General features: G+C 40.3%; 28 protein-coding genes and 1 riboswitch. Of the genes, 20 read left to right on the forward strand and 8 right to left on the reverse strand.

Annotation, left to right across the window (positions count from 1 at the left end; translation table 11 throughout):
• Positions 1–60: 60 nt before the first annotated feature.
• Entirely contained in the window at positions 61–1,260 is a 1,200-nt protein-coding gene (locus AC0VYV_RS05345; RefSeq protein WP_475374544.1) for a cytochrome P450 family protein, read from the reverse strand.
• A 480-nt stretch (positions 1,261–1,740) separates the two neighbouring features.
• Here AC0VYV_RS05345 and AC0VYV_RS05350 point away from each other — a divergent pair, with 480 nt between their 5' ends.
• From AC0VYV_RS05350 to AC0VYV_RS05360, 3 genes are all read left to right on the forward strand, one after another.
• Positions 1,741–1,941 (forward strand): hypothetical protein, encoded by a 201-nt coding sequence (locus tag AC0VYV_RS05350; RefSeq protein WP_475366772.1) that lies wholly within the window; start codon positions 1,741–1,743, stop codon positions 1,939–1,941.
• Positions 1,942–2,084: 143 nt separating this feature from the next.
• Entirely contained in the window at positions 2,085–2,606 is a 522-nt protein-coding gene (locus tag AC0VYV_RS05355) for a GNAT family N-acetyltransferase (protein WP_430245693.1), read from the forward strand.
• A 99-nt stretch (positions 2,607–2,705) separates the two neighbouring features.
• Complete coding sequence (locus AC0VYV_RS05360) at positions 2,706–4,001, forward strand: ATP-binding protein (RefSeq protein ID WP_475366773.1); 1,296 nt, start codon at positions 2,706–2,708, stop codon at positions 3,999–4,001.
• Between the two features lie 21 nt (positions 4,002–4,022).
• Here AC0VYV_RS05360 and AC0VYV_RS05365 read toward each other — a convergent pair whose 3' ends face one another.
• Entirely contained in the window at positions 4,023–4,856 is an 834-nt protein-coding gene (locus AC0VYV_RS05365; protein ID WP_475374545.1) for a DUF2935 domain-containing protein, read from the reverse strand.
• Between the two features lie 176 nt (positions 4,857–5,032).
• Here AC0VYV_RS05365 and AC0VYV_RS05370 point away from each other — a divergent pair, with 176 nt between their 5' ends.
• The 5 genes from AC0VYV_RS05370 to AC0VYV_RS05390 all read left to right on the forward strand — a co-directional run bounded on the left by AC0VYV_RS05370 (position 5,033) and on the right by AC0VYV_RS05390 (position 7,930).
• Positions 5,033–5,236 carry a PspC domain-containing protein gene (locus tag AC0VYV_RS05370; RefSeq protein ID WP_430245699.1) on the forward strand — a complete coding sequence of 68 codons (204 nt, stop codon included), beginning with the start codon at positions 5,033–5,035 and terminating at the stop codon, positions 5,234–5,236.
• Between the two features lie 41 nt (positions 5,237–5,277).
• Positions 5,278–5,484, forward strand: coding sequence for a hypothetical protein (locus AC0VYV_RS05375; protein ID WP_371018103.1), 207 nt, complete (start codon positions 5,278–5,280; stop codon positions 5,482–5,484).
• A 193-nt stretch (positions 5,485–5,677) separates the two neighbouring features.
• Positions 5,678–6,526: a MerR family transcriptional regulator gene (locus tag AC0VYV_RS05380; RefSeq protein WP_475374546.1), complete on the forward strand. Its 849-nt coding sequence runs from the start codon at positions 5,678–5,680 to the stop codon at positions 6,524–6,526.
• A gap of 129 nt (positions 6,527–6,655) precedes the next feature.
• The gene (locus AC0VYV_RS05385) at positions 6,656–7,363 is read left to right on the forward strand and encodes an MBL fold metallo-hydrolase (RefSeq protein ID WP_475374547.1); all 708 of its coding nucleotides are present in this window, start codon (positions 6,656–6,658) and stop codon (positions 7,361–7,363) included.
• Positions 7,364–7,930: a TetR/AcrR family transcriptional regulator gene (locus AC0VYV_RS05390; protein ID WP_475374548.1), complete on the forward strand. Its 567-nt coding sequence runs from the start codon at positions 7,364–7,366 to the stop codon at positions 7,928–7,930.
• 64 nt (positions 7,931–7,994) lie between these two features.
• Here AC0VYV_RS05390 and AC0VYV_RS05395 read toward each other — a convergent pair whose 3' ends face one another.
• On the reverse strand, positions 7,995–8,834 hold the full coding sequence (locus AC0VYV_RS05395; protein WP_475366778.1) for an STAS domain-containing protein: 840 nt from the start codon (positions 8,832–8,834) through the stop codon (positions 7,995–7,997).
• Between the two features lie 929 nt (positions 8,835–9,763).
• Here AC0VYV_RS05395 and AC0VYV_RS05400 point away from each other — a divergent pair.
• Positions 9,764–10,543: an SDR family oxidoreductase gene (locus tag AC0VYV_RS05400; protein ID WP_475374549.1), complete on the forward strand. Its 780-nt coding sequence runs from the start codon at positions 9,764–9,766 to the stop codon at positions 10,541–10,543.
• 52 nt (positions 10,544–10,595) lie between these two features.
• Here AC0VYV_RS05400 and AC0VYV_RS05405 read toward each other — a convergent pair whose 3' ends face one another.
• The gene (locus AC0VYV_RS05405; protein ID WP_430245711.1) at positions 10,596–11,555 is read right to left on the reverse strand and encodes a sodium:calcium antiporter; all 960 of its coding nucleotides are present in this window, start codon (positions 11,553–11,555) and stop codon (positions 10,596–10,598) included.
• Positions 11,556–11,798: 243 nt separating this feature from the next.
• Here AC0VYV_RS05405 and AC0VYV_RS05410 point away from each other — a divergent pair, with 243 nt between their 5' ends.
• The 4 genes from AC0VYV_RS05410 (at position 11,799) to AC0VYV_RS05425 (ending at position 12,903) form a co-directional block, all read left to right on the forward strand.
• Positions 11,799–12,086, forward strand: coding sequence for a DUF3784 domain-containing protein (locus tag AC0VYV_RS05410; RefSeq protein WP_475374550.1), 288 nt, complete (start codon positions 11,799–11,801; stop codon positions 12,084–12,086).
• Positions 12,087–12,194: 108 nt separating this feature from the next.
• Positions 12,195–12,473 (forward strand): hypothetical protein, encoded by a 279-nt coding sequence (locus AC0VYV_RS05415; RefSeq protein ID WP_430245714.1) that lies wholly within the window; start codon positions 12,195–12,197, stop codon positions 12,471–12,473.
• Entirely contained in the window at positions 12,470–12,661 is a 192-nt protein-coding gene (locus AC0VYV_RS05420) for a hypothetical protein (protein WP_226616702.1), read from the forward strand. The genes AC0VYV_RS05415 and AC0VYV_RS05420 overlap by 4 nt, the downstream gene beginning before the upstream one ends.
• Positions 12,658–12,903 (forward strand): hypothetical protein, encoded by a 246-nt coding sequence (locus AC0VYV_RS05425; protein ID WP_427392234.1) that lies wholly within the window; start codon positions 12,658–12,660, stop codon positions 12,901–12,903. The genes AC0VYV_RS05420 and AC0VYV_RS05425 overlap by 4 nt, the downstream gene beginning before the upstream one ends.
• 45 nt (positions 12,904–12,948) lie before the next feature.
• Here the strand turns inward: AC0VYV_RS05425 and AC0VYV_RS05430 are convergent, their stop codons facing one another.
• Positions 12,949–13,824, reverse strand: coding sequence for a LysR family transcriptional regulator (locus AC0VYV_RS05430; RefSeq protein ID WP_475374551.1), 876 nt, complete (start codon positions 13,822–13,824; stop codon positions 12,949–12,951).
• Positions 13,825–13,941: 117 nt separating this feature from the next.
• Here AC0VYV_RS05430 and AC0VYV_RS05435 point away from each other — a divergent pair, with 117 nt between their 5' ends.
• A complete protein-coding gene (locus AC0VYV_RS05435) occupies positions 13,942–14,475 on the forward strand; it encodes a flavodoxin family protein (RefSeq protein WP_475374552.1) in 534 nt (177 codons plus the stop codon).
• Between the two features lie 54 nt (positions 14,476–14,529).
• Here AC0VYV_RS05435 and AC0VYV_RS05440 read toward each other — a convergent pair whose 3' ends face one another.
• Both AC0VYV_RS05440 and AC0VYV_RS05445 read right to left on the reverse strand, forming a co-directional pair.
• Positions 14,530–14,958, reverse strand: a complete 429-nt coding sequence (locus tag AC0VYV_RS05440; RefSeq protein ID WP_194220553.1) for a hypothetical protein — start codon at positions 14,956–14,958, stop codon at positions 14,530–14,532.
• A gap of 146 nt (positions 14,959–15,104) precedes the next feature.
• Positions 15,105–16,397, reverse strand: coding sequence for an NCS2 family permease (locus AC0VYV_RS05445; RefSeq protein WP_430245720.1), 1,293 nt, complete (start codon positions 16,395–16,397; stop codon positions 15,105–15,107).
• A 66-nt stretch (positions 16,398–16,463) separates the two neighbouring features.
• A riboswitch (purine riboswitch) is annotated at positions 16,464–16,564 on the reverse strand.
• A 200-nt stretch (positions 16,565–16,764) separates the two neighbouring features.
• Between AC0VYV_RS05445 and AC0VYV_RS05450 the strand changes: the two genes are divergently transcribed.
• Positions 16,765–16,935 (forward strand): aspartyl-phosphate phosphatase Spo0E family protein, encoded by a 171-nt coding sequence (locus AC0VYV_RS05450; protein WP_194220555.1) that lies wholly within the window; start codon positions 16,765–16,767, stop codon positions 16,933–16,935.
• A 64-nt stretch (positions 16,936–16,999) separates the two neighbouring features.
• Here the strand turns inward: AC0VYV_RS05450 and glnA are convergent, their stop codons facing one another.
• Entirely contained in the window at positions 17,000–18,322 is a 1,323-nt protein-coding gene (gene glnA, locus AC0VYV_RS05455; RefSeq protein ID WP_430245722.1) for a type I glutamate--ammonia ligase, read from the reverse strand.
• A 335-nt stretch (positions 18,323–18,657) separates the two neighbouring features.
• Here glnA and AC0VYV_RS05460 point away from each other — a divergent pair, with 335 nt between their 5' ends.
• The 5 genes from AC0VYV_RS05460 to AC0VYV_RS05480 are packed head-to-tail and all read left to right on the forward strand — an operon-like array spanning position 18,658 to position 23,603.
• Positions 18,658–19,620 (forward strand): iron-hydroxamate ABC transporter substrate-binding protein, encoded by a 963-nt coding sequence (locus tag AC0VYV_RS05460; protein ID WP_475368564.1) that lies wholly within the window; start codon positions 18,658–18,660, stop codon positions 19,618–19,620.
• Positions 19,621–19,680: 60 nt separating this feature from the next.
• Positions 19,681–20,730, forward strand: a complete 1,050-nt coding sequence (locus tag AC0VYV_RS05465; RefSeq protein ID WP_430245726.1) for a FecCD family ABC transporter permease — start codon at positions 19,681–19,683, stop codon at positions 20,728–20,730.
• Positions 20,730–21,764, forward strand: a complete 1,035-nt coding sequence (locus AC0VYV_RS05470) for a FecCD family ABC transporter permease (RefSeq protein ID WP_475366784.1) — start codon at positions 20,730–20,732, stop codon at positions 21,762–21,764. Before AC0VYV_RS05465 ends, AC0VYV_RS05470 begins: the two co-directional genes overlap by 1 nt.
• Positions 21,765–21,776: 12 nt before the next feature.
• Positions 21,777–22,778: an NAD(P)/FAD-dependent oxidoreductase gene (locus tag AC0VYV_RS05475; protein WP_475374553.1), complete on the forward strand. Its 1,002-nt coding sequence runs from the start codon at positions 21,777–21,779 to the stop codon at positions 22,776–22,778.
• 15 nt (positions 22,779–22,793) lie between these two features.
• Positions 22,794–23,603, forward strand: coding sequence for an ABC transporter ATP-binding protein (locus AC0VYV_RS05480; RefSeq protein WP_430245729.1), 810 nt, complete (start codon positions 22,794–22,796; stop codon positions 23,601–23,603).
• Positions 23,604–23,747 lie beyond the last annotated feature (144 nt).

Here is a 23,747-nt window from a genome sequence, read left to right on the forward strand (position 1 = left end):
ACCAAAAGCCCTTCCTACAAAATAGGAGGGGCTTTTGATTTAAGCTAGAGGTTACAACAACTAGAGCTGAACTTTAAGTTCTTCTAGTCCACGTAATAAGAACATATTGCGCCATTTAGCATCCTCAGGAGCTCCTGCTAATTGAATCGAAGGGAAAGCAGAAAGTAATTTTTGATAAGCAATCTTTCCTTCTAACCTTGCTAGTGGAGCACCAAGGCAGAAGTGGATGCCATAGCCAAATGCGATGTGAGGATTTGGTTTACGAGTAATATCAAACTTATTCGGATTGTCGAACTTCTTCTCATCGCGGTTAGCAGATGAGATGGAGGCGAGGATCATATCTCCTTTTGTTAATTGAACGCCTTTGAATTCAAAATCTTCTTCTGCCCAGCGAGCGGTCGAGAAATCGACGGGACTATAATAACGAAGCGCTTCTTCAATGGCGCTCTCTGTTAAAGAAAAGTCGCTTTGTAACAGCTCGAGCTGATCTGGATGTTCGAAAAGAGCGAGCATACCGTTGCCAATTAAGTTAACAGTCGTTTCATGACCGGCAATAATGAGTAGAAAAACCATTGAATAGAGCTCATCCGAACTTAACTTTTCTCCATCTTCTTCATGTTTAATAAGGTTTGAAATCAAGTCATCTTGTGGATCAGCTTTTCTTTTGTTAAAGAGAATTGTAAGATATTCGGTAAACTCCTGAACATCCTTCATGAATTCGCCTTCCATATTGTCGGAAGCGGAGACGATGGAGTTGGACCATTTTCTGAACTTATCTCGATCTTCCGTTGGTACACCAAGCAATTCCGAGATGACGATAATTGGTAGAGGAAAAGCAAAATCGTCAATTAAGTCCACGACATCATTCTTTTGCTTCATTTCTTCAATTAATTGATCAGCAATGGTTTCTATACGGGGAGCTAGTTGTTTAATCGCTTTAGGGTTAAAACCAGGCTGAACAAGTTTTCGTAACCGCGTGTGATCTGGTGGATCAACATCTAGCATCATATGATGAAAAATCTTCGTTTCCATTGGCTCGTCTTCCATACGAGCGCTTTTTGAGAAGAGTTTTGATTGGTCTTTAATAAAGGAAGGACGTTTTAGCAGCTCAAGAACATCATCATAAGATGTGACGATCCACGTATTGTTACCATTGGAGTTTCCAATGGACGTAATCGGCTCATTTTGGCGCAAGTTTTCGTAGAAAGCATATGCCCCTTTTTTAAAGTTGGATTGATAGACAGATTCAACGGATTGCATACAATGTTCCTCCTTTATTGTTTTAAACCATTAGACTGACTGGTCAGTCAATATGGTTAGTATAGATGAAAAACTAAGAATTCTCAATAAACAGTAATAAGTGTCACACGATCCTCAGATTTCATAGAGAAGACGTTTTCATTATGGCGAATTAGGAACAAGTAGAACCAGGAACTGGTTGAGGGATAAAACCAGTCTTACAATTTACCTATATTGTGAAACAATGACCATTAGATTTGAATTGAGAACTATGGAAAAAGAAACATTTGTAGGATTGCTCATTTCCTTTCAAAATGAACCTATAAAAGGAAGTAAACCCAAAGAAAACCAATTATTATGTCGACTACAAAAGTTTCTAATCAAAAATTGTAAAAATTCAGTTTTTCTTATTGGAACAAAGGCGTAAGAGTGGTAGGTTAAAGGATAAGGGAGTGATGCTCCTCTCTTCTCTCATCCAAGAGAGGAAGTGGCCGAAGCTCGATGAGTCAACAGCTATTAAGCAAGTATACAAAGATTATGTATCAAGCAATGGTAGCCATTCAATTCATTAGGCAGCATCAGAAAAAAACATGTGACATAAGACAAATCTCCATATTAACCGGCTTTTCAGAAGAGGCCATATTGGAGGCGATGGAGTTTGGGGATCTTGATCAGCAAAATCGGCACGAGGAAGCTCTTTAACAAACGATCAGGATGAGGAAGAGAATGAGCGTCCTCCTATTATGGGAATGAATGTTTTATTTCATCACAGTATAAGATAATGATAAAAAGAGTTACAATCAAGTTTTGATTGTAACTTTTTTACTGCCATAGAGGTGAGTTATATGACAGCACAAGTTCTTTCCACGAATCGACTGATCTTAAGAAAAATGAGGGAGAAGGATGTTGATTACCTTTTAGAGATTTTTTCTGATAAGGAAGCAATGAGGTACTATCCTGCATGTAAAAGTAGAGAAGATACGATGAAATGGGTGGAATGGACGCTGCATCAATACAGTGTTTATGGTTTTGGCATGTGGATCGTTGAAGAGAAAAGAAGTGGCTGTTTTCTTGGGCAATGTGGGCTTGTACTTCAAAAAATGGACGGCTGTGTTGAAGTTGAGATCGGTTATCTTTTTGCTAGAAGGAATTGGGGAAATGGTTATGCAACGGAAGCCGCGATGGCTTGTAAGAAATATGGTTTTGAGCAAATAGGTCTTTCGAAGCTAATTTCATTAATTGATCCTGAGAACAAAGCTTCTATCAAAGTGGCGAAACGGATTGGGATGTCCTATGAGAAAACGATTCGTAAATGGGATAAAAAGCTTGATCTATATGCCTGTATTCCGAAAGTGGAAGAAAGGTGAGTCATCTATAACAAAGAAAATGCTTCATTATCAATAGAAAAGAATAAGATTACACATTTTGTAAAGAGGAATTAGAAGGAAAGATAAAGAATATTTACTATGACAACCTTACTAATCATTAGAAAAGTGGTGGCAATGACGATGATCCTAACTGCAAAGAGCTTCCTACTAAACTTATTACTCGTTTTTGCACCGTTAAGTATTATTCAGATTCTTTATCTACTGAAGCAAACTTCCTTTTTAAAACGATCATCAGGTTGGTTGCTTGCGATATTTCCCCTCCTTTCCGTTATTCTCTGTATGATGTATCCCATTGTGATTAACGAAAATTTTATATTAGATTTTAGAAGGATCCCTTTTATTCTTGGTGCTTTGTATGGCGGGAAATGGGTGTCGCTTATCTATTTATTCGTTTTATTAAGCTATCGTTTTATGCTTGGAGGTAGCGGTTTTTATCCTACATTGCTTTCATTTTCACTCGTTGCGATATTCACTTCACTAGTATCAAAACACTTTCTTAAATTGGACCTCAAATGGAAGTTAGCGGTTGCTGCTGGGTTAGATGCCTGTCTTGGGAGTATTTCAACTGGAGTGTCGCTTGTTTTTTTTGAGTCGCAAATAAACATAGAAACTTGGATATTATTCAATTTCGTTAGTTTAACTGGTGTCGTTCTAGCAACGCTTATTTATGAAGTATTTATGAACCAATTTAAATTGCTTCATTCGGTAATGGAAAGCCAGAAGTTAGAGGTGGCGAGTCACCTTGCCGCAAGCATCTCACACGAAGTGCGCAACCCCTTAACCGTTAGTCGCGGTTTTCTCCAAATGATCAACAGTGACTTAGAAGATAAGAAAACGAAGGGGTACATGGAGCTTGCTATTGATGAGCTTGATCGAGCAACAGAAATTATTAATGATTATTTAACCTTCGCCAAACCTTTTCCAGAAAAGGTAGAGAAAATAAATGTAAAAAGTGAACTTGAGCAAAGCCTTAGCGTCATTCAGCCTCTTGCTACAATGTCGGATGTGACCATTAACTCAAAAATTGATATATCCCCCACTTATATTCAATCAGAAAAGCGTAAATTTCAGCAGTGTCTGCTAAATATTTTAAAAAATGCCATTGAAGCGATGCCGGATGGAGGAGAATTAACTGTTGATGCTTTACATAAAGGTTTTGAATTAAAAGTTAGCATATCTGACACTGGCATTGGTATGTCGGAAGAGCAGGTAGTAAGAATGGGGGAGCCTTTTTTCACTACTAAAGAAAAAGGGACAGGGTTAGGGATGATGGTCTCGCATAGCATTATGAAGGCCATGAACGGGGAGATCATTTATGAAAGCTCCCCTAATAAAGGGACAACCGTTATCCTTCTTTTTAAAATAGAAAAATGAAGGGGCATAATTGATGCGTCTTCATTCTTTTGGTGGCAAATAGGAAGGTTTCGTTAATGAACAAGAAGGCGCTGGAATCGATGGAGCATAGTGGCTAAGATGAGCTAGGAAATAACAGCTTTCAGGAAAATGATGTTCAAGAAATCGTAATGTCGTATTGTTTAGAACTTCATCGATTTTATAAAGAGACATCACTTCTTCAACAAGAGCGTTTAAATCTTGAATCGAATGAGCGACTTCATCTGCAAATCGTTGCTGAGCTCGAAAGCCAGTTGGTGTAAATCGAAGAAAACCGCGCATGGCTCTGTTTTTTGAGATATACACACGAAATTGGTTTTGAATAGTTTGGGCTTTCGTGATGAATTCGACTTCAATCGGATCGAGAATATCAATTAATAGCGAGGCGTGGCCAACTTGATCAGTTAACCATAAGTCCATTAAGTCGAGAAGAGAAAGAGGGGGCGGCACCTTTCCTTCAATGTAGAAAGTAAGCAGACGCAAATATTCTTCATTCTCATCTAGCGTTCCATTAAAGTAAGATGGACTTAGGTTAATGTTGATTTCGTTCCGAATTCTAAGCCGTTGTATCGTGCCTTCGAAATTGAAATAGGCCCTTGCCAGGTGATAAGCTTTACGTGAAAAGGAAATCATAGCGTCAGAGCTTGCAGGTTCGTCACGCTTAAGAGGTGTGAGTTGCTCGCGAAGCTCTTCGAAGGCCATAGCAAACTGATTCGCTTCATTCACAAATTTATGTTCCGACGGGGATAAGTAATCACGTACAAAGATCGCGTGATCAGCAAGAATTTCAATCCAGAAATGATGTTCTTGCCATGGAGTAAGTGATGTCTGGACCAAGTGGGGTGCCTCCTTTGGGCGTAGTCTTTTAGTTTAAAGTATGAAGCATAGCTCAGGTTATACCAATGAACGCTCTTTCTGATTCATCATTTAACGAATGATTTTGTTGTAATTGAAACTAATTCGCTTTGAATACGTAAAGAATAGTAAGAAACAAAATGAATGGAGAGTGCCGTATGAAGAAAATCTACAAATCAACGACGAATAAAAAATTAGCGGGTGTTTTAGGCGGATTAAGTGAGGTAATGAATGTAGACGCTAATATATTAAGGATTGCTTACATCGCACTAACGCTCTTAACATCTGGAATCTTTGTGCTAGTTTACTTTGGAGCTGCTCTTATGCTCCCTTCAGATCAGGATGTTAAGTTTAAAGATTAACAAGAAGGATGCTTACGTTAGTCTTTCTGTTGGAGGTTTAAATGAAGAAAAACGGTTTTTATTACATCGTGGGAATGATTAGTTCTTTCTTGATATTCTGTTCTGGACTCTTTTCCTTGTTTGGATGGATCGACTTAGTCTCAATCTTTCTTTCTGTGATTTTTGCAGTGATGGGATTCCTCGGGGTTCTTACAAATAGTATGCAGCTGAAGATGGCTTTGAAAGAAAGCTATACAAATCAGCAATAAGGAAAATTGGTTTTGTAATAACGATCATATTTCCTTCATTGTGTAAGATAAGAAAAAGGGCTTAGCGATTATGCTAAGCCTTTTTTAAGTTGAAGATTGCTTGTGAAATGAACATAATGAAGAGAATGAATGATAACTAATTCTGGTTCATTTAATTCATCACAACACGTTAACGATTAGGAGGGAATGGAGCATGGATCATAAGTTTACAATTGGCCAGATGTCAAAACTCCATGATATTCCTGTAAAAACTCTTAGATATTACGATGAAATTGGGCTTTTCAAGCCATTTCAAGTCGATGATCAGACAGGTTATCGCTACTATTGTTTAGAACAATTTAAAAAATTGGACATGATTTGGTATTTGAAAAAGATGGGCATTCCGTTAAAAGAAATAAAGAAAAAAGTAGAGCATAGCACCGTAGATGAATTTATTGAAATACTATCTGAATATGAACGAATTAATGATGAGAAAATCAATGAATTAGTAAAGATGAAGAAGCATTTGAAAACGAAGATAGTGGATTTAAAGCAATCGAGGGATATTCATTTTATTGGTGAACCGCAAATTCGTACACTCCCTCATCGCTATCTATTAGCCATTCAGGGGCAGTTCCATACGCTAGATGATATTGAAAGCGTGCTTCGCGGTTTAAAGAAGGAAATTGATCATGTTACTCCGATTATGGTTGGGAAAGTAGGGTTTATTCTATCAGTGGATCATATGAAAACACGAGAAACGATGGAGTATGACGGATTGTTTATTTTAATTGAAGATGATAGTGAAATAGATCAACAAAAGATTATGACACTTGAAGAGGGGGAGTATGCGAGTGTTTATATGAGAGAAGGGAGAGAGAAAGATAATGCTTATTATCATACCCTATTGAACTTCGTATCTGAACAGGGTTATGAGCCAGATGGACCTTTTTTCATTCGACAAATTGTTGACTCGTTTATCTCACATAAAGAGAATGAACGTTTGCGAGAGATTCAAATAAAAGTACGAGCTGTAGGAGAGAAGAAGTCCTTCCTAAAATAGAAGACACCTCTTATTTTTTTCTTTTGTCCACCTATCCTTAATATATATGTTCGGAAAATATAGCTTGTATAACTAATGGTGTTAGTTATACTTAAACTAACACCATTAGTTTAAGGGGGAGAATAAGACATGAGAATAATAAAGGAACAAACCGTCTATCAGCTTTCTTTCATGGCCAATTGGTTCCCTGTTAATTGTTATTTCGTTGAAGAAGAGGAGAGCTTAACGTTAATCGATGCAGCCCTTTCTTTTAGTAAAAACGCTATTCTAAAGGCGGCCGCTCAAATTGGGAAGCCGATCAACCGCATCATTATTACACATGCACATACGGATCATATGGGAGCACTTGATGGGTTAAAGGCAAGTCTTCCTCATGCGGAAATTCTTCTTCCTCAAAGAGAGTTAAAATTGTTAAACGGTGATTCATCACTCGAGCCTGGTGAAGGAGATCTTCCAGTGAAGGGTGGCGTACCTAGAAACAGTAAGACGCAGCCAGATGTTCTTCTTAAAGAAGGAGATATGGTTGGCTCACTGATCGCGATTGAGGCTCCGGGACACACGCCTGGCATGATGGCTTTTATAGATAAACGAAATCAAATACTAATAGCCGCAGATGCGCTCCAAACGAAGGGAGGCATAGCGATAGCTGGTGATTTGCGCTGGCGGTTTCCATTTCCTGCTCTGGCTACGTGGGACAAGGAGCGTGCGATTGCCACAGTGGAAAAGCTAGCTTCGTTTAACCCATCCGTTATTGGTGTGGGGCATGGAGATTTTCTATATGAACCAGAAGCGTTGAAAAACGTCATCCTTCAAGCAAAAAAGCGGGTGAAGGGATAAGTGAAAATCACAAAGAATATCGTGATTCAAGAAGCACTCGACATTGCAGAGCGAGAAAGTTATTCAAAGGTAACGATGGCAACCATTGCTCGTCGTCTATCGATAAAATCTCCTTCCCTTTATAATCACTTCAATGGCTTAGATCACATCAAAAATGGTATGGCCGTTTCAGCGTTGAACCAGTTCTTCAATTGGTTGTCAGAGAAGACTGAACACCAGACGGAAGGGAGAGAAACCATTCTAGCCTTAGCAGAAGCGTACATATCCTTTGCACTTCAGCACCCAGGTTTGTATGAAGCTACGTTAATGGCGGCGAATCCTCTTCAGTCTGACGTCCAAGAAGCTGGAGAAGCGATTGTCACCTTAACGATGAAGGCGTTTGAGCCATATCACTTGTCAGAAGTGGAAAGAATCCATATCGTTCGAGGGCTTCGGAGCTTTCTACATGGCATGGTTGATTTGTATCGTAAAGGCGGTTTTCAGCTACCCATTGCGTTGGAAGAATCTTACCGGATGATTGTTGAGACCTATTTGAGTGGATTAGTAAATCAGAGAACAATAGAATGAGAAAGCATCATAAAAGGAGAAGACCGTGAGACGGCTTTCTCCTTTTTAGTATGATTTAATTGTGTTAAGAAGGTGTTGCCTCAGCTGAAATGGCCTGCGCCAGGTTTGAAGTGATGCGAATTTCACCGAAGTCGATGCCTAGTTGAACGGCGGTTTGAGCAATTTCGGGACGAATACCAGATAGTGTAGCAGTAACACCAATTAATTTAAGCCCAGTAATCAGCTGGAAAATTTGTTGAGCTACCCGTGTATCGACGAGATACACGCCAGATAAGTCTATGAAAAGGTGATCGACTCGTTTACTTGTACACCCTTCAAGCGTGTTCTCGAAAATGGCCGATGCTCGATCGGAGTCAATGTCACCGACTAGCGGCAGGAGAGCTTTTCCGTTAGGCAGGTCAATCAAGGGGGAGCTTAGTTCATTAATCGTTTGTTGTTGTTCTTCAATACGGGCGTTCAAATGATTTGATTTTTCTTCAACGACGCGGGTCATGAGCACATCAATGGCTTCAATCACAGCATACTTCCAGATATCAATACTTTTCTGTGAGACAAGATCTTCTGCTTCTTTTATATACAGATCAATGAAGTCCATATATTGCTCGCGTACGCGCAGAAATTCCCTCATAATCAGATGAGTGGGAGTGTTCAAATGTTCAGGATCACGTCCAATTTCTCGTACCCAGTCTTCGAATTCCTCAAAGAATTCGTCTTTCTTCATAATGAAGATTTTGCACAAATGTAGGTGGAATTCAAAATTCTGAGCTTTAAGTCCTTTAATGACTTCTGGATCAGTAGAAGAATAAACACCAGTTCCACTTTTATCAAGTGATGCATACCAATCTTCTGTTAATTGTTCTGCTTTATTTAATAAAAATTGATAAAGTTCTTTGTTTCTTTGCATGAATAAGTGCTCCTCTCGATCCTTTATAATTGTTTCGTTTATTTGGACGGTAAATCGTTGTGCTCACTCTATCTGTAGCAAAATGAGAAATTTCCTTCTTTGTATTCATTATACCAAGCTTTCACCTGATCAACGATTGGATTTACTTATCTAGTTTAAACTATTTCTTAGATTGTCTCAGGAAATAGAAAGATACTCTCTTATAATAGAACATAAAAGGAGTACCTTTTGATGAAGCTCTGTTTTTATTTAATAGTAATTGTTGAATTATGAGACGCTAGAACGATGAGTATTGGTAAGCTTGAGGCAAAGTTTGGTTATGGCTATGGAGAGGTGTTTTTCATTACTAAGTAGTCTAGGCGAGGTCCAAATCTGAGTGAAAAGCTTCGTGATTATTTCTTCGTGATCAGATCGAGGAGTGTCACTATTGCATAGGATGCGAGAGACATGGTGAATATATGTATCATACAATTCATTCAATGAACTTCTGTCTTTGGAAATAAGCTTTTGAATGAGTTGATTTTGGCTCTGCATGTTTTAGCTCCTTAAAATAATAGTCATAATTTTGTAATTCCACTGCAACAATTATTTCAAACTCTAAATTCTTGAATTCGAGATATATAATGTGCGATTTATGTTTAATAGAGAGTTTATTTTACGGAATTTTCTTGAAATGACAGACAACTATTTGATATAGTGAATGCGGAGATGTATGGAGAGGGGATCATGAACATGTGTGGACAAATCCTGTAATGGTTTAGATTTATTGATAATCCTATTTAAGTAGGGATGGGTATGTCAATGGAACCTATACAGGGGACACCGCGTTCATGATTGATAAATGATCAGGACAGGGCCTTAGGCTGCTGTCCTTTTTCGAATCATCTCCTTTCACATTGGTCAGGTGTTCCTCATAAGGAGGAAATTAAATGAATAACCAAAGGAATCGCATTGCCATTGTTACAGGCGTTAGCCGTCCGAACGGGATTGGTGCTAGCATATGTCGTGAGCTTGCTAGGAAGGGCCATGATATTTTCTTTACTCATTATTTGAAGTATGACGTTAGCACAGGTTATAAGGATGCTATCGAGACGTTCCCAGTCATCTTTAAAAAAGAGCTGCAGGAAATGGGCGTTATAGCTGAAGAAATGGAACTGGATTTAAGTGAGCCTAATGCATCAGAGGACCTTATAGCACAAGTGAAGAAAATGACCGGAGAGCTAGCGATTCTAGTGAACAATGCGACCCATTGTGTAGAAGTGGATCATGATGAATTATCAGCGGAAATCATTGATCAGCACTGTGCTGTTAACGTAAGAGGAACGTGCATGCTGGCTGTTACTTTTGCGAAGCATTTAAAGAAGCAACAAGCGGAAGGCAGAATCATTAACTTTGTTTCTGGGCAGGACAAAAGCCCACAGCCTGGCAATCTTGCCTATATTACGACAAAAGGAGCGATCTCAGCTTTCACGACATCGCTCTCAACTGAGCTTGCTCCTTACAACATCACAGTGAATGCCATTGATCCTGGACCAACTGATTCAGGGTGGATGGATGATGAACTCCAAACTTTTCTAAAGCCGAAGTTTCCGACAGGACGTATCGGCACGCCTGATGATGCGGCGAGACTGGTTGGTTTTCTAGCGAGTCATGAAGCAAGGTGGATTACAGGACAAATTATTCATTCAGATGGCGGCTTTCGAGACTAACGTTTTTGAGATTATCAAAAAGCGTGCTGACAACAAGTCAGCACGCTTTTCATTAGAATAATACATAGGATACAACAACATATAATAACGCCATCACAAGCGAAGGAGCAGCATAGCGCCACTGACTTCGGAGTGTTTGTGGACGTAGAAGCAAGTACATAATCACGATCGTCATTAACAAACCAAGTCCTGCAATGAAGATGTGAGACAGATCAACTGCAGCTAGAATCGGTCCTTTTCGATAGAGAACATCAGTTAGGGCTAATAGCTGAATGTTAAAGAGATTGCTTCCAAGAATCGAGCCAATCGCCATATTGTAGTTTGCTAGTTTGAAAGCAGCAAGCACTGTGACAAGTTCTGGTAAAGAGGTTGAAGCAGCAATGAGAAAGCTACCGACAAAGCTTGCATTCATACCCGTTGCCTCAGCTAGTCTGTCTCCAGCAATCGATAAAATACTTCCTGATACGAATACAATGAGTGCTGCGACGATAAAGCCAATGACGGCAGTGCGAAGAGAGTAATCTTTTGTAGGGACGTCATCTTGCTCCCCATCGTCGCTTGAAATGTATCTCATTGATAAGACATACAATAATACAATGACAATCATTTCAACCCCGACACCAAATATGGAAATCGTTCCTGGAATTAACAGAGAGACGATTAAAATGACGAGGAAAAGGAGACCGACGAGGGCAGATGGGACATTTGCCTTCGTGTTTACCTTCTGAAACAATCTTCGTCGTCTATAAATTAAGTCTACTACAGCTAAAATTAAAAGGTTAAAAACGTTACTTCCAAGCATGTTACCGACTGCGATATCAGGATTATCGATATACACAGCTGTTAAACTTGTTGTTAATTCTGGAAGTGACGTGGCTCCCGCAATTAAGAATGTCCCTACAACAGCTCCACTTAATGAAGACTTCTTACTAATAACATCACCGAACTGATTCAGGTAAATAGCGGCACCGACAACTACGGCAGCTGCAAGAAGAAAGATAAGAATGATCATATGTAACTCCTCTCCGCCAGCGCATACAAAAAACCCTGGCACAACAAAATTGTACCAAGGTCTTGCGTACTAAATAGCTTAGCCCGATGAACCAGGTATCGTAATACCGTATTGATGATTCATCAGCCGTTACCGGTCGCTACTCCCCTTGTTACTTTAACTATAGCTCGGTTTAAATTTAAAGTCAACGAGAAGGATTGAACATTGTGTGAGTTTAATAGTAAAAGAAGGGAGGCAGTTTGGATGAATCTAAATTTGTTAGTGATTGGTATTTTAATTCTAATTGTTTCTTATTTGGTAGGCGTAATGAAACAAACGTGGTTATTAGCTGGATTTAATGAAAAAGCGATTCGTGATAAAGCTAGGTTAGGAAGGGTGGTTGGCGGGGGATTTTTACTCCCTTTAGGGGTGATACTTATTCTTCATAGTTTCATTGTTTATCCATATGATCAATGGGTTCTTGCCTTTGCTATGATTATTTTATTACTGATCGTTTCTGTGTATATCAATCAAAAATTAGTTGAGAAATAGCGGTTAATAGAGAATGGAACTTCCCTCTTCTTCAAAAAATGAATGAAACTTCTTTCTCATCTCAGTCGTAAAAGAAGAAAGCGATTTATTGAGAGAGGAGGTAGAGAGATGATCGAAGTAATCGTAACGATTATTTTCTCAATCGTCTTTTTAATAGGGATCTATGTACAAGTAACGAGAAGAAAACGGATGGGTTTAACGGGCTTTAAATCAGCTATTTCCCCGAGTTGTTTCTTGATCAGTGCTGCGCTCAATCCTTTAGGCTACTGGTTTGGTTTCCTCGGATTATATAGTTTACTAGGATCAATGCTTTTTCTATTAATAGGAGCTTACTTTGTAAAAGAGATGCAGATGCCAAAAGCACATGAAAGAAGGGAGAACGTATGAAGGGGAAGGCTATACTATTTACAGCATTACTTATGTGCATTACGATGATGAGTTTGCTATCCATTTACTACATACATAAACCTTCCGATGGTATTGCCATTGAAGTAATGATCTCTATGGCTGTTGGTGGAACGTTCATACTACTACAGTGTAAGGGGAGAGGTCGTAGTGGGGAGGACAAAGAATGAAGTTGCTAAGAGTTTTCTTGTTGGTTGTTATCATTGGCGCTGCTAGCAGCATCGCTTGGCTCGGTTTTTCTGGTGGGAACGAAAACCTGTTTCGATTAGTCATCAGCATCACCGTATTCGCATCTCTTTGTTTCTTTTATATAGAAGAAACAAAGAAAAAGCAGCGAAGAGTGACGCTGATTTTCATAGGACTTAGTCTTTTTTCAGTAGTAGCTGGAATTGTTCAATTAATGAATAGCTAACAAGCGCAATAGGTCAACAGAGTCCCTAATGGATTCTGTTGTTGTCTACTTCTCCATCAGATCGATAAATTGTTGCAGCGGTGGTGAAATCCATTTTCGTTTTTTGTATACAATCTGCGTGTAGAGAGTGATGTCATTCGAATGAAATGGAAGAACGGCAACAAGCCCATTTTGAATTTCTCGTTCAACCGCTATTCTTGGTAGAAGCGCAATTCCGAGTTGATCAGCGACACATTGCTTAATGGCTTCAAGACTACTGAATGAAATGATCGACTTCGCTTGTACGTTTGCATCTTTTAGCCATTTTTCTAGAAGAACTCGATAGGCGCAGCCTTCTTCGGTCAGAATGAGCGTTTCCTCCTCTAATTTCTTTAAATCCAATTCATCAAGTTTTGTGAAGTGATGTTGGGGAGGGGCAATTATGACCATTTCTTCCTGACGAATGGGGATCATTTTTACATCAGGATGATGTTGTAATTGGTCTAACAAAATAGTGATGTCGTACGTGCCATCTACTGTGCCGCCAATTAAGTTTTGACACTGACCCGATTCAAGTCGGATGCGTAATTCAGGGTGCTTTTCTTTGAGCGCTTTAATATAAGGTGTAATATAATACGCTGCAAGTGTTTCGCCAGTTCCAATGCGAATGGTCCCTTTTAAATTGGCATCAGTTCGAAGGTGAGCCTCTGCTTCATCTGCAAGCTTGATGATTTCCTTCACGTAATCATGAAGCTGTTCTCCTGATGGCGTTAATCTCATTTTCCTTCCAACACGCTCAAACAATTTCACGTGATAAAAGTCTTCAAGCTTCTTGATTTGCGTCGTTACACTGGACTGAGCATAACCGAGTTCTTCTGCTGTTTGTGTGTAGCTTCCTGATCGAACGACTTCATTAAAAGTATAAAAGTAATTTAAATCCATCAAACCCTCCATTAATAATTTCGATAGTTAGTATCAATTATTATAGATAACGTTGATGTTTGTTGCAATGATATACTTCTAATGAATAGACGCTTCACTGTAAAAGGAGAGTGTAGTATGAAGGTTTTGGCACTATTAGGGAGTACTCGTGAAAATGGTAACTCAGAGTACCTAACAAAAAGAATGCTCGAAGGTACGAACCATACGATCGTTTCTCTTGCAGATAAACACATCAATTCCATTGTCGATGAGAGACATTCAGAAGAAGGGTTCTCACCAGTAGAGGATGATTATGAGGAGTTGCTTGAACTAGTGTTAACGCATGATGTTCTCGTTTTCTCAACACCTCTATACTGGTATGGGATGAGCGGTCCAATGAAGAATTTCTTTGATCGCTGGTCGCAATATTTACGTGATGAACAATTAAATTTAAAAGAAGAGCTAGCAAAGAAAAAAGCATATGTTATCGTAACAGGCGGAAGCAGTGCGAAAATGAAAGGACTTCCTCTTATTCAGCAATTTAGCTATATCTTTGAGTTCGTGAAAATGGAGTTCGTCGATTACGTCATCGGTAGCGGTGTGAAGCCGGGGGAAGTAAAGGAAGATCTGTTAGCGCTGGGTAAGATAGCGAAGTGGAGAAGTGAGTTTTAGAGAAAGCACGGAAAAGGACGAGATCACTGAGATCTCGTCCTTTTCCGTGCTTTTTTATTGTCCGTTTTGAAACTGCTGATCGAGTTCCCTTAATTTATCGTACGACTCGACTAGGTCATCTGGAACCAATTTCCGCCCAAAATCCCAGGCATTTCGTTCGATTTCAGCAAGAAACTTTTGCTGCTCCTCTTCTTCCTCATACATTAAAATCCTGAGGTCATGTCTGTGCTTCTTAAAATCTAAGTAGTACCCGATCTCATGATATAAAAGGATTTTCGCGATATTTTCTTCGGTTTCTTTTAGTTTGAAATTTACTTTGGCTTGATAGCCGTTCAATTGTAAGTAGTTAAACTTAATTGTATTCGTCGATACGTTATAGCTCATAGGAGCGTTTAGCTCATTGTTAAATTCATAGTTGATTGGTAATTGGTGAAATGCCAATGTGTCTTTAACCAATTCTTCAATATCCCATATATATAGCATGTTTTTAATCACTACCTTTTTTGTAAAGCTTTTCTCGTTAATGCCTTATTTTAAACCATCCACCGCAATACTACCACTATTTTTTCAAGTTGAAACAGTGTGGATTAAAAAAAGGGACATTTCAGCTGAAATGTCCCTTTGTAACGTTATAGAAAGATAAAGTAAAGAATGAACAAAGCACCGAGTGTATACATGATCGGATGAACCTGCTTCCATTCTTTTTTCGCGATCATTGCAAATGGATAAAGAATGAAACCGAGGGCGATCCCTGTTGCCACGCTAAACGTGAGTGGCATCATGATGATGGTGACAAAAGCAGGGATCACTACTTCTAATCGGCTCCAATCAATTTGCTTCACTTCTGTTGCCATAAGGGCACCAACGATAATTAAGGCTGGGGCCGTTACTTCAGGTGTTATCACGCCAAGAATGGGTGAGAAGAAGAGAGCGATGAAGAAGCAAATGGAAATAACGACAGATGTGAATCCAGTTCGGCCACCAACGGCAACGCCAGCAGATGATTCTACGAATGAGGCAGTCGTTGATGTACCGAAGATCGCTCCAACAACTCCAGATGTAGAATCAGCAAGTAGCGCGCGTCCCGCATTCGGAATTTCGTTGTTTTTCATAAGTCCGGCCTGACTTGCCACGGCGATAAGAGCACCCGCCGTGTCGAAGAAGGCAACGAATAAGAATGTGAAAATAACTGCTAGAATTTCAGGCGAGAAAATATCTCCTAAATGTTGAAAGACAACACCGAAAGTTGGTTCAAGGCTTGGCACCTGTCCAACAACCGAGCCTGGTACCTGCACAAGACCAATAATCATTCCAATAATCGTAGTGATGACAATTCCGTAAAAAATACCACCGCGAATGCCGCGTATTAACATCATTAAGGTAATAACAAACCCAAAAGCAGCTAAAGCCGTCGTAGGATTTGTAAGCTGTCCGATCGAAATAAACGTTTCTTCGTTTCCAACGACGATCCCTGCATTCTTAAGTCCAACAAAAGCGATAAAGAAACCAATTCCAGCTGCAATGGCGTGCTTTAAGTCTTTTGGTATGACGTTAATAATTTTCTCTCGTATTTTAAGTAAGCTAAGAATCATAAAGATAATCCCGGCTATAAAGACGCCTGTGAGTGCAATTTCCCAATCAATTCCCATCCCAATTACAACGGAGAAGGTGAAGAAAGAGTTTAATCCCATACTCGGAGCAATGCCGACAGGGAAGTTTGCGAGTAGGCCAATTAGTAAGGACCCGACGATTGCAGATAGAGCAGTTGCTGTGAAGAGTGCGCCTTTATCAATGCCTGCTTCACTAAGGATAATGGGGTTAACAACTAATATATATGCCATGGATAGAAACGTTGTAACCCCAGCTAACGTTTCTTTTCGGTAATTCGTTTCCCGTTCAGTGAACTGGAAGAAGTTTTTCATGATGGACCCTCCTGATCAATAAAAAAAACTCTGGCCAGCAACCAGAGTCAAATCACAAGGAATATGAATGTATTCATTATTCCTTGTAGACAAGCCATTTTCGGTAGCTGGTAGAAACGTTCAGGCCGTATTCCTGAACTTATACAAGGTTTATTTAGATGAAATTTATAACGAGAATCATAACAATGAAAAAAAGGAGGGTCAATCATTTTAATGAATGTTCCAGTATTCAATGTTTTCACACTTGTATTACAAATGTGTTAATGATTAGCGAAATGTTAAAAATTATGTAATTTGTAAGAATATGAAACAGTCAAGCTTTTTTTGTGGTAATGTAATAAAAAGACAAATGATAAGGGAGAGCGCTATGTTGCTACAAAGCCTTGAAGATGAAATTCATACGCTGCGAATGGTGCTTTATGATCTAGGACAAGAAGCTGACGATTATTCAAGTGGGAAAATACTTCTCTTAAGTAAACGATTAGATGAGAAAATAGTGAAGTATCAAAAGCTGAAAAAATACACACGCAACCATTAAGCTTACATCATATAACAAAAAACAAGCTACCTCATCGAGAGGTAGCTTGTTTTTTGTTTACTTATTACTTATTCATGTAGCGGTCAACTTCCCACTGACTTACGTTAAGGGAGTATTCGATCCACTCTTTTTGTTTCTCTTCAATATATACTTTTGAAGTATGATCTCCTAATGCTTCCATAACTACCTTATCTTCACGAAGTGACTTGATTGCTTCTTTCAAGTTAGTTGGAAGTGTTGGAACGTCATCTGTGCTTACTTCATACAGGTTACGCGTTTCTGGTGCGCCAGCATCAAGATCATGACGAATACCTTCAAGTCCAGCGTGGATAACAGCAGCTAGCGTTAGGTAAGGGTTAGCTGTTGGATCTGGGTTACGAATTTCAAAACGAGTACCCATGCCACGAGTTGTTGGTACGCGAATCATACAGCTTCGGTTAGAGTGAGACCATGCCACACTTACTGGTGCTTCATAACCAGGAACGAGACGCTTGTATGAGTTAACGTTCGGGTTCGTAATGGCAGCAAGACCATTTGCATGTGAAAGAATACCAGCCATAAATTGCTTCATTGTTTTAGAAATGCCCTCTGGATCGTTCTCATCATAAAATGCGCTTTCGCCTTCAGTGAAGAGGGAAAGGTGACAGTGCATACCAGAGCCGTTCTCACCTGCGATTGGCTTCGGCATGAAAGTAGCATGATAATCGTGACTTGTCGCAACATCTTTTACAACGTTTTTGAACGTCTGGATGTTATCAGCTGCTTTAATGACGCTATCGAAACGGAAGTTGATTTCATGCTGTCCCTGAGCTACTTCGTGGTGGGAAGCTTCCATTTCAAATCCAAATTTCTTAAGTGTACGGACGATGTCACGACGTACCTGGTCACCTTTATCTTTTGGTGAAGCATCAAAATAACCTGCGCGGTCATTCATCTTACGAATTGGATAACCGTCTTTATCTAGCTTGAAAAGGAAAAATTCTGGTTCAGGGCCAACGTTTACTGTATAACCCATATCCTCAGCTTCCTTCATCGCTCTTTTCAAAATGTAGCGTGGGTCCCCTTCGAAAGGTTCGCCGTCTGGTGTATGAATATCACAGATAAAGCGAGCGATACAATCCTGATCAACAGCGTCCGGTAGGACTTTGAATGTTTCAAGGTCAGGGAAGAGATACATATCACTTTCCTGAATATCAGAAAAACCTGCAATGGAAGAGCTGTCAAACATTGCTTCATTATTCATAACGCTTTCCAGTTCTTCAATTGGAAGTTCAACGTTTTTTGTTTCACCAAGCATGTCCGTAAATTCAAGACGAATAAATTCGACTTTCTTTTCTTTTGCTTCCTTCATGATGTCCTGTTGAATACTATTCTTTGTTAGTGTCATGGATTAAATAACCTCACCTTTAATTTTTTTGTTAGTGTCCATTCTAATGATATTTACAGATAATTGTGTTTTTATGTAAGGATTCCTAACATAAAAGTTAAAACACAACAATTTATTTGAATATGTCAGTAATAATAACCTTAGATAAGAGGGGATAAACCACTTTTTTTCTCACAAAAATTTCATAAAGAGACAGAAAGCGTATACAAAACCTTCTATGAAGCCATTTTGAAGAATTAAAATTGTTCGTTGATATCTAGACACATCTATTGAGAAGTGTTATCATTCTAAATGATAATGAATCTCAATATCACCAAAGGGGAGAGATACATATAATGAAAGTTACAAAAAAGAGGGTTACTTTTATCTTGATGCTTGCGCTCGTTCTAATGTTAGCAGCGTGTGGGAACGAGAATGAGAAAAGCGAATCAAGTGAAGGTGAGAAAACCAATGAGATGAAAACTTTTACGTTGCCTGATGGGCAAGAATTTGATATTCCAGCTAATCCTGAACGAATTGTTGCAACCGATTACGTTGGCTATTTCCTGGCGCTTGGAATTACTCCAGTAGGAGCTCCAGATCAATTTGTTCTTGATAATCCTTATTTTACAGAAGAACAAATTGCGGATATTGAAGATATTGGTACGCCGCCATCTGTTGAGAAAGTAACGTCGCTTGACCCGGATTTAATCGTTGTGACGGACCAAGAACAATACGATCTCCTTTCTAAAATTGCCCCAACTGTCCTAGTTCCATTCGGAGCATATGATTCACTAGATGAAGAAGTAACGGCTATGGGAGAAATCGCTGGTAAAGAAGACGCAGCGAAAGAGTGGATTGAACAGTTTGATGAAAAGGCAGCCGCAGCGCGTGAAGAACTAGACGGTGTGATTGGGGAAGACGAGACGGTTGGCATATACGAAGTACAAACAAAAGATTTCTATGTTTTTGGAGATAACTTTGGTCGTGGTGGTCAGGTCATCTACGACGCTCTTGAGTTAAAAGCACCTGAGAAGATTCAAAAAGAAGTGATTGAAGGAGACAACTGGAAACAGATTTCACTAGAGGTATTGCCTGAATATGCAGCGGATCATATGTTTTATACCGAGTATGCCGCTGAGGATAATCAAGATGTACTAAAGGAAACGAAGGAAAGTGCTCTTTGGCAGAACCTCGATGCTGTGAAGAATGGTCATCTCTATGAAATGAACTTTGAAGAAATGTATTACTATGATCCAATTGCAGTAGAAGGTCAGCTAGACCAAATCGTGAAAACATTTAAAGAAAACAATGAATAATGAAGAAATCCTGGTGCCTGGCACCGGGGTTCTTTACTACATAAAGCAAGGAGTTATCACATGTCAAAGAAAGTTGAGCCGACTGCAAAAATAGAAGATCAGCTAGCTGTTCAGTCGCGACCTGTTACGGCTATGCTTATTTTAGTTGCTGGTAGTGCGGCCCTCATTCTGAGTCTTGGACTATCAATCGCGCTTGGAGCAGCGGATATAAAGTTAATGACAGTGTGGCAGGCGATTTTTCAATTTGATCCAACCTCAACAGAACATTCGATCATTCGGGAATTTCGAATGCCGCGTTCAGTTGCAGACATATTAATTGGAGCAAGTTTTGCCGTTGCTGGTGCTATCATGCAAGGGGTAACGCGAAATCCTCTTGCTGACTCAGGGTTACTAGGTTTAAATGCAGGAGCAACTTTGATGATTGCGCTTAGCTTTGCCTTTTTCCCGGGTTTATCTTATAACAATTTGATGCTATTTTCGTTTATAGGTGCTGGTATTGGGGCTGGACTAGTGTTTGGTATCGGTTCCTTATCAAGAAATGGTCTGTCGCCTGTTCGGCTTGTGCTTGCAGGGGCTGCTGTGAGTGCTCTCTTTACTGCCGTGAGTGAAGGAGTCGCCATTCATTTTCAGCTATCACAGGACCTTGCCTTTTGGTTTGCCGGAGGAACAGCTGGTTTGAAGTGGCCACAAATTCAGATTCTATTGCCGTGGATCATTGTAGCCCTCATAGTGGCGCTGTTTCTTTCCAAATCGATTTCGTTACTTAGTCTTGGAGAAGATGTGGCTGTTGGTCTAGGGCAACGTACGAAATTAATAAAAGCGCTAGCAGCAGTTGTTGTACTAGTGTTAGCAGGTGCTGCCGTGTCAGCTGTTGGTCCAATAGGGTTCGTGGGCCTAGTAATACCACATATAGCAAGATTTCTTGTTGGTGTTGATTATCGCTGGATTGTCCCATGCTCAGCCGTTCTTGGAGGACTCTTGATGATTGTTGCCGATATGGGAGCAAGAATGGTTAATGCGCCATACGAAACGCCAATCGGAGCGATATTTGCTCTTATCGGTGTTCCTTTCTTCCTCTTTGTAGCGAGACGTGAAGGGAGGGAGTTATAGTGGATCTAGATTCTTTATTTGACGCACAGCGGAAACGGAATCGCCGCCGGTATTTCATTATGGCGACTTTTCTCTTATTGATCGTTATCACCTTTTTAATTAGCTTGAATACAGGATTAACGAAATTAAGTCCTCTTGAAGTATTGAACACGCTAGTTGGAAATGGAACAGAGCAACAATCGTTGATTCTATTTGAATTTCGCTTACCCAGAATTGTGATTGCTGTTCTCGTCGGTGCTGGTCTTGCCATTTCAGGCTGTATCCTCCAAGGCATCTCCCGAAACGCCCTTGCAGATCCGGGGATCCTTGGAATCAATAGCGGAGCAGCCTTAATGGTCGTGATTTTCATTTCTTTCTTCCCAAAAACAACGGATGCACCCATTCTACTCATGCCGTTTCTTGCATTAATTGGTGGATGTGCAACGGCCATCATCATTTATGCCCTTTCTTATAGTAAAAGAGAAGGGTTGATGCCCCAGCGGTTAATTCTAAATGGAATTGCCATCGCCGCGGGTATTGGTGCCCTTATTACAATCTTAACGCTGCGAATGGATCCATTCGATTACCAGTTCATTGCCATTTGGCTTGCCGGTAAGATCTGGGGAACGACGTGGGTTCATGTTCTAACGTTACTGCCGTGGATTATCGTTTTATTTACGTTCATATTCTATAAAGCGAGGACTCTAGATGGATTAACTTTTGGTGAAAAGCTTGCGACCGGAATGGGTGTGAAAGTAGAGAAAGAGCGTTTCTTGCTCCTAGGTGCTTCTGTTGCCCTTGCATCTGCTTGCGTGTCAGTTAGTGGTGGAATTGGTTTCGTTGGTCTTGTTGGCCCACATCTTGCTCGACAGTTAGTCGGCAATGATCACCGATTCCTATTGCCGTTGTCGGCTCTTGCTGGTGGACTTGTCCTTTTAGTAGCTGATACGATTGGTCGAACGATTCTCGCACCATCTGAGATTCATGCCGGTATTATGGTTGCGATTATAGGAGCTCCATACTTTTTATATTTACTTGCTAGAGCAAAAGCTTAGGAGGCGAACGATGTGAAGAATGAAATATATGACGTGACGATCATTGGCGGAGGACCTATTGGCTTATTTACAGCTTTTTATAGCGGTATGCGCGAGCTTAAGACGAAAGTCATTGAATACCTTCCGCAAGTTGGTGGGAAAGTGACCTACTTCTATCCAGAGAAAATTCTACGAGATATTGGAGCAATTCCTGGCGTCTCCGGAGCTGATTTGATTAAGCAGCTTGAAGAACAGGCGAGCACATTTGATCCAACAATGGTGTTTGGGGAACGAGTAGACGATCTTGAGCGAGCAGAGGACGGAACCTATATCTTAACGAGTCATAATGGAGAAAAGCATTACACACGGACCGTTATTTTAGCGATAGGACATGGGACGCTTGGAGTGAAAAAGCTTCCAGTTGATGGCGCGGAGCATTTTGAAGGGAAGAACCTTTATTATGCCGTGGATCGTGTGGAAAGCTTCAGAGGTAAGCACGTTCTGATTTCTGGAGGAGGCGATTCGGCGATCGACTGGGCGAATCGGCTTGAACCAATTGCAGATAAAGTAACGATTGTTCATCGCAGAGAGGCTTTTACTGGTCACGAAAGTAGTATCACAGAGATGAACAACTCGGAAACGCACATCAAATGTTCGTGCTACGTATCTGACGTCATTGGTAAGGAGCGTATTGATCAGGTTGTTCTTACTCATGTCGACACAGGTGAAAAAGAAGTAGTTGAAATCGATGCCCTCCTTGTTAATCATGGATTTAATCTCGACTTAGGCGGCATTCAAAATTGGGGAATGACGATGAACGAAGGAAAAGTCGTTACGGATGCAAAAATGGAAACGAGTATACCAGGTGTTTTCGCAGTAGGAGATATCGTCACATATCCCCATCGTTTAACGCTCATAGCAGGCGGTCTTGCGGAAGGACCTAAGGCGTTAAATAGTGCGAAAGCCTTTCTTGATCCTGAGGCTGAAACGATGGCGATGTATTCTACACACCATAAAGATTTTGTAGAAGTATAAGCGGAGGGAGTGAGTGTGGTGATTCAAACAGAAGATCTTAAAATCGGTTATCAGGAAAACATCATTGTAGATCAGCTGAATTTATCCATACCTGAAGGAGAGATTACGGCTCTTGTTGGAGCGAATGGATCAGGAAAGTCGACCATTCTCAAAACGCTATCTCGATTAATGAAGCCAAAAAGTGGAACGGTTTACCTTGATGGACGTGCCATTCATGAGCAGAAAACGCGGGACCTTGCGAAGGAGTTAGCGATCCTTCCTCAAAACCCCACGGCACCAGAAGGGCTAACGGTTCTAGAACTTGTCACATACGGGCGCTTTCCACATCAGAAAGGACTAAAAGCTCTTACGATAGAAGATAAAGAAAAAATTGCCTGGGCGATCGAAATGACGGGCATCGGAGAGTTTGCCAACCGTCCGATTGACCAGCTTTCTGGTGGTCAGCGCCAGCGCGCCTGGATTGCGATGGCGCTCGCTCAGGATACGAAAATTCTTTTTCTAGATGAGCCAACCACTTTTCTCGATATGGCCCATCAGCTTGAAGTGCTTGAGCTTCTTCAAAAGTTAAATATTCAAGAAAACCGCACGATTGTCATGGTCGTTCATGACCTCAATCACGCCAGCCGCTACGCTGGTCATATGGTGGCGATCAAAAAAGGGAAAGTGAAGAAAACGGGCACTCCGCTTGAAGTGATGAAATCTGATGTATTAGAAGATGTGTTTGGTGTTCGAAGTGATATCATTTATGATCCTCGTTCTGGCCAACCGCTTTGTTTACCTTATGGATTATGTAACGAACTAAGTTATGCTGCTGTGAATGAATGAGCCTGTCCTATTATGGGGCAGGTTTTTTTGATGAGAGACGGAAGGTTATTCTGATAAGAAGGATCAGTTTCTTGTCTGGCGAATGCCTATAGTCATGGAGTTGGGCTGGGGAATACTTTGGTTTCATTATCCATTATTTTTATT

Source organism: Anaerobacillus sp. QJM3NY_17, from assembly GCF_056173665.1.

Excerpts from the sequence above, each read along its gene's own strand:
- AC0VYV_RS05345 (WP_475374544.1), bottom strand. The coding sequence starts at position 1,260 with ATGCAATCCGTTGAATCTGTCTATCAATCCAACTTTAAAAAAGGGGCA.
- AC0VYV_RS05350 (WP_475366772.1), top strand. The coding sequence starts at position 1,741 with ATGAGTCAACAGCTATTAAGCAAGTATACAAAGATTATGTATCAAGCA.
- AC0VYV_RS05355 (WP_430245693.1), top strand. The coding sequence starts at position 2,085 with ATGACAGCACAAGTTCTTTCCACGAATCGACTGATCTTAAGAAAAATG.
- AC0VYV_RS05360 (WP_475366773.1), top strand. The coding sequence starts at position 2,706 with ATGACAACCTTACTAATCATTAGAAAAGTGGTGGCAATGACGATGATC.
- AC0VYV_RS05370 (WP_430245699.1), top strand. The coding sequence starts at position 5,033 with ATGAAGAAAATCTACAAATCAACGACGAATAAAAAATTAGCGGGTGTT.
- AC0VYV_RS05375 (WP_371018103.1), top strand. The coding sequence starts at position 5,278 with ATGAAGAAAAACGGTTTTTATTACATCGTGGGAATGATTAGTTCTTTC.
- AC0VYV_RS05380 (WP_475374546.1), top strand. The coding sequence starts at position 5,678 with ATGGATCATAAGTTTACAATTGGCCAGATGTCAAAACTCCATGATATT.
- AC0VYV_RS05385 (WP_475374547.1), top strand. The coding sequence starts at position 6,656 with ATGAGAATAATAAAGGAACAAACCGTCTATCAGCTTTCTTTCATGGCC.
- AC0VYV_RS05395 (WP_475366778.1), bottom strand. The coding sequence starts at position 8,834 with ATGCAAAGAAACAAAGAACTTTATCAATTTTTATTAAATAAAGCAGAA.
- AC0VYV_RS05400 (WP_475374549.1), top strand. The coding sequence starts at position 9,764 with ATGAATAACCAAAGGAATCGCATTGCCATTGTTACAGGCGTTAGCCGT.
- AC0VYV_RS05405 (WP_430245711.1), bottom strand. The coding sequence starts at position 11,555 with ATGATCATTCTTATCTTTCTTCTTGCAGCTGCCGTAGTTGTCGGTGCC.
- AC0VYV_RS05410 (WP_475374550.1), top strand. The coding sequence starts at position 11,799 with ATGAATCTAAATTTGTTAGTGATTGGTATTTTAATTCTAATTGTTTCT.
- AC0VYV_RS05415 (WP_430245714.1), top strand. The coding sequence starts at position 12,195 with ATGATCGAAGTAATCGTAACGATTATTTTCTCAATCGTCTTTTTAATA.
- AC0VYV_RS05420 (WP_226616702.1), top strand. The coding sequence starts at position 12,470 with ATGAAGGGGAAGGCTATACTATTTACAGCATTACTTATGTGCATTACG.
- AC0VYV_RS05425 (WP_427392234.1), top strand. The coding sequence starts at position 12,658 with ATGAAGTTGCTAAGAGTTTTCTTGTTGGTTGTTATCATTGGCGCTGCT.
- AC0VYV_RS05430 (WP_475374551.1), bottom strand. The coding sequence starts at position 13,824 with ATGGATTTAAATTACTTTTATACTTTTAATGAAGTCGTTCGATCAGGA.
- AC0VYV_RS05435 (WP_475374552.1), top strand. The coding sequence starts at position 13,942 with ATGAAGGTTTTGGCACTATTAGGGAGTACTCGTGAAAATGGTAACTCA.
- AC0VYV_RS05440 (WP_194220553.1), bottom strand. The coding sequence starts at position 14,958 with ATGCTATATATATGGGATATTGAAGAATTGGTTAAAGACACATTGGCA.
- AC0VYV_RS05445 (WP_430245720.1), bottom strand. The coding sequence starts at position 16,397 with ATGAAAAACTTCTTCCAGTTCACTGAACGGGAAACGAATTACCGAAAA.
- AC0VYV_RS05450 (WP_194220555.1), top strand. The coding sequence starts at position 16,765 with ATGTTGCTACAAAGCCTTGAAGATGAAATTCATACGCTGCGAATGGTG.
- glnA (WP_430245722.1), bottom strand. The coding sequence starts at position 18,322 with ATGACACTAACAAAGAATAGTATTCAACAGGACATCATGAAGGAAGCA.
- AC0VYV_RS05460 (WP_475368564.1), top strand. The coding sequence starts at position 18,658 with ATGAAAGTTACAAAAAAGAGGGTTACTTTTATCTTGATGCTTGCGCTC.
- AC0VYV_RS05465 (WP_430245726.1), top strand. The coding sequence starts at position 19,681 with ATGTCAAAGAAAGTTGAGCCGACTGCAAAAATAGAAGATCAGCTAGCT.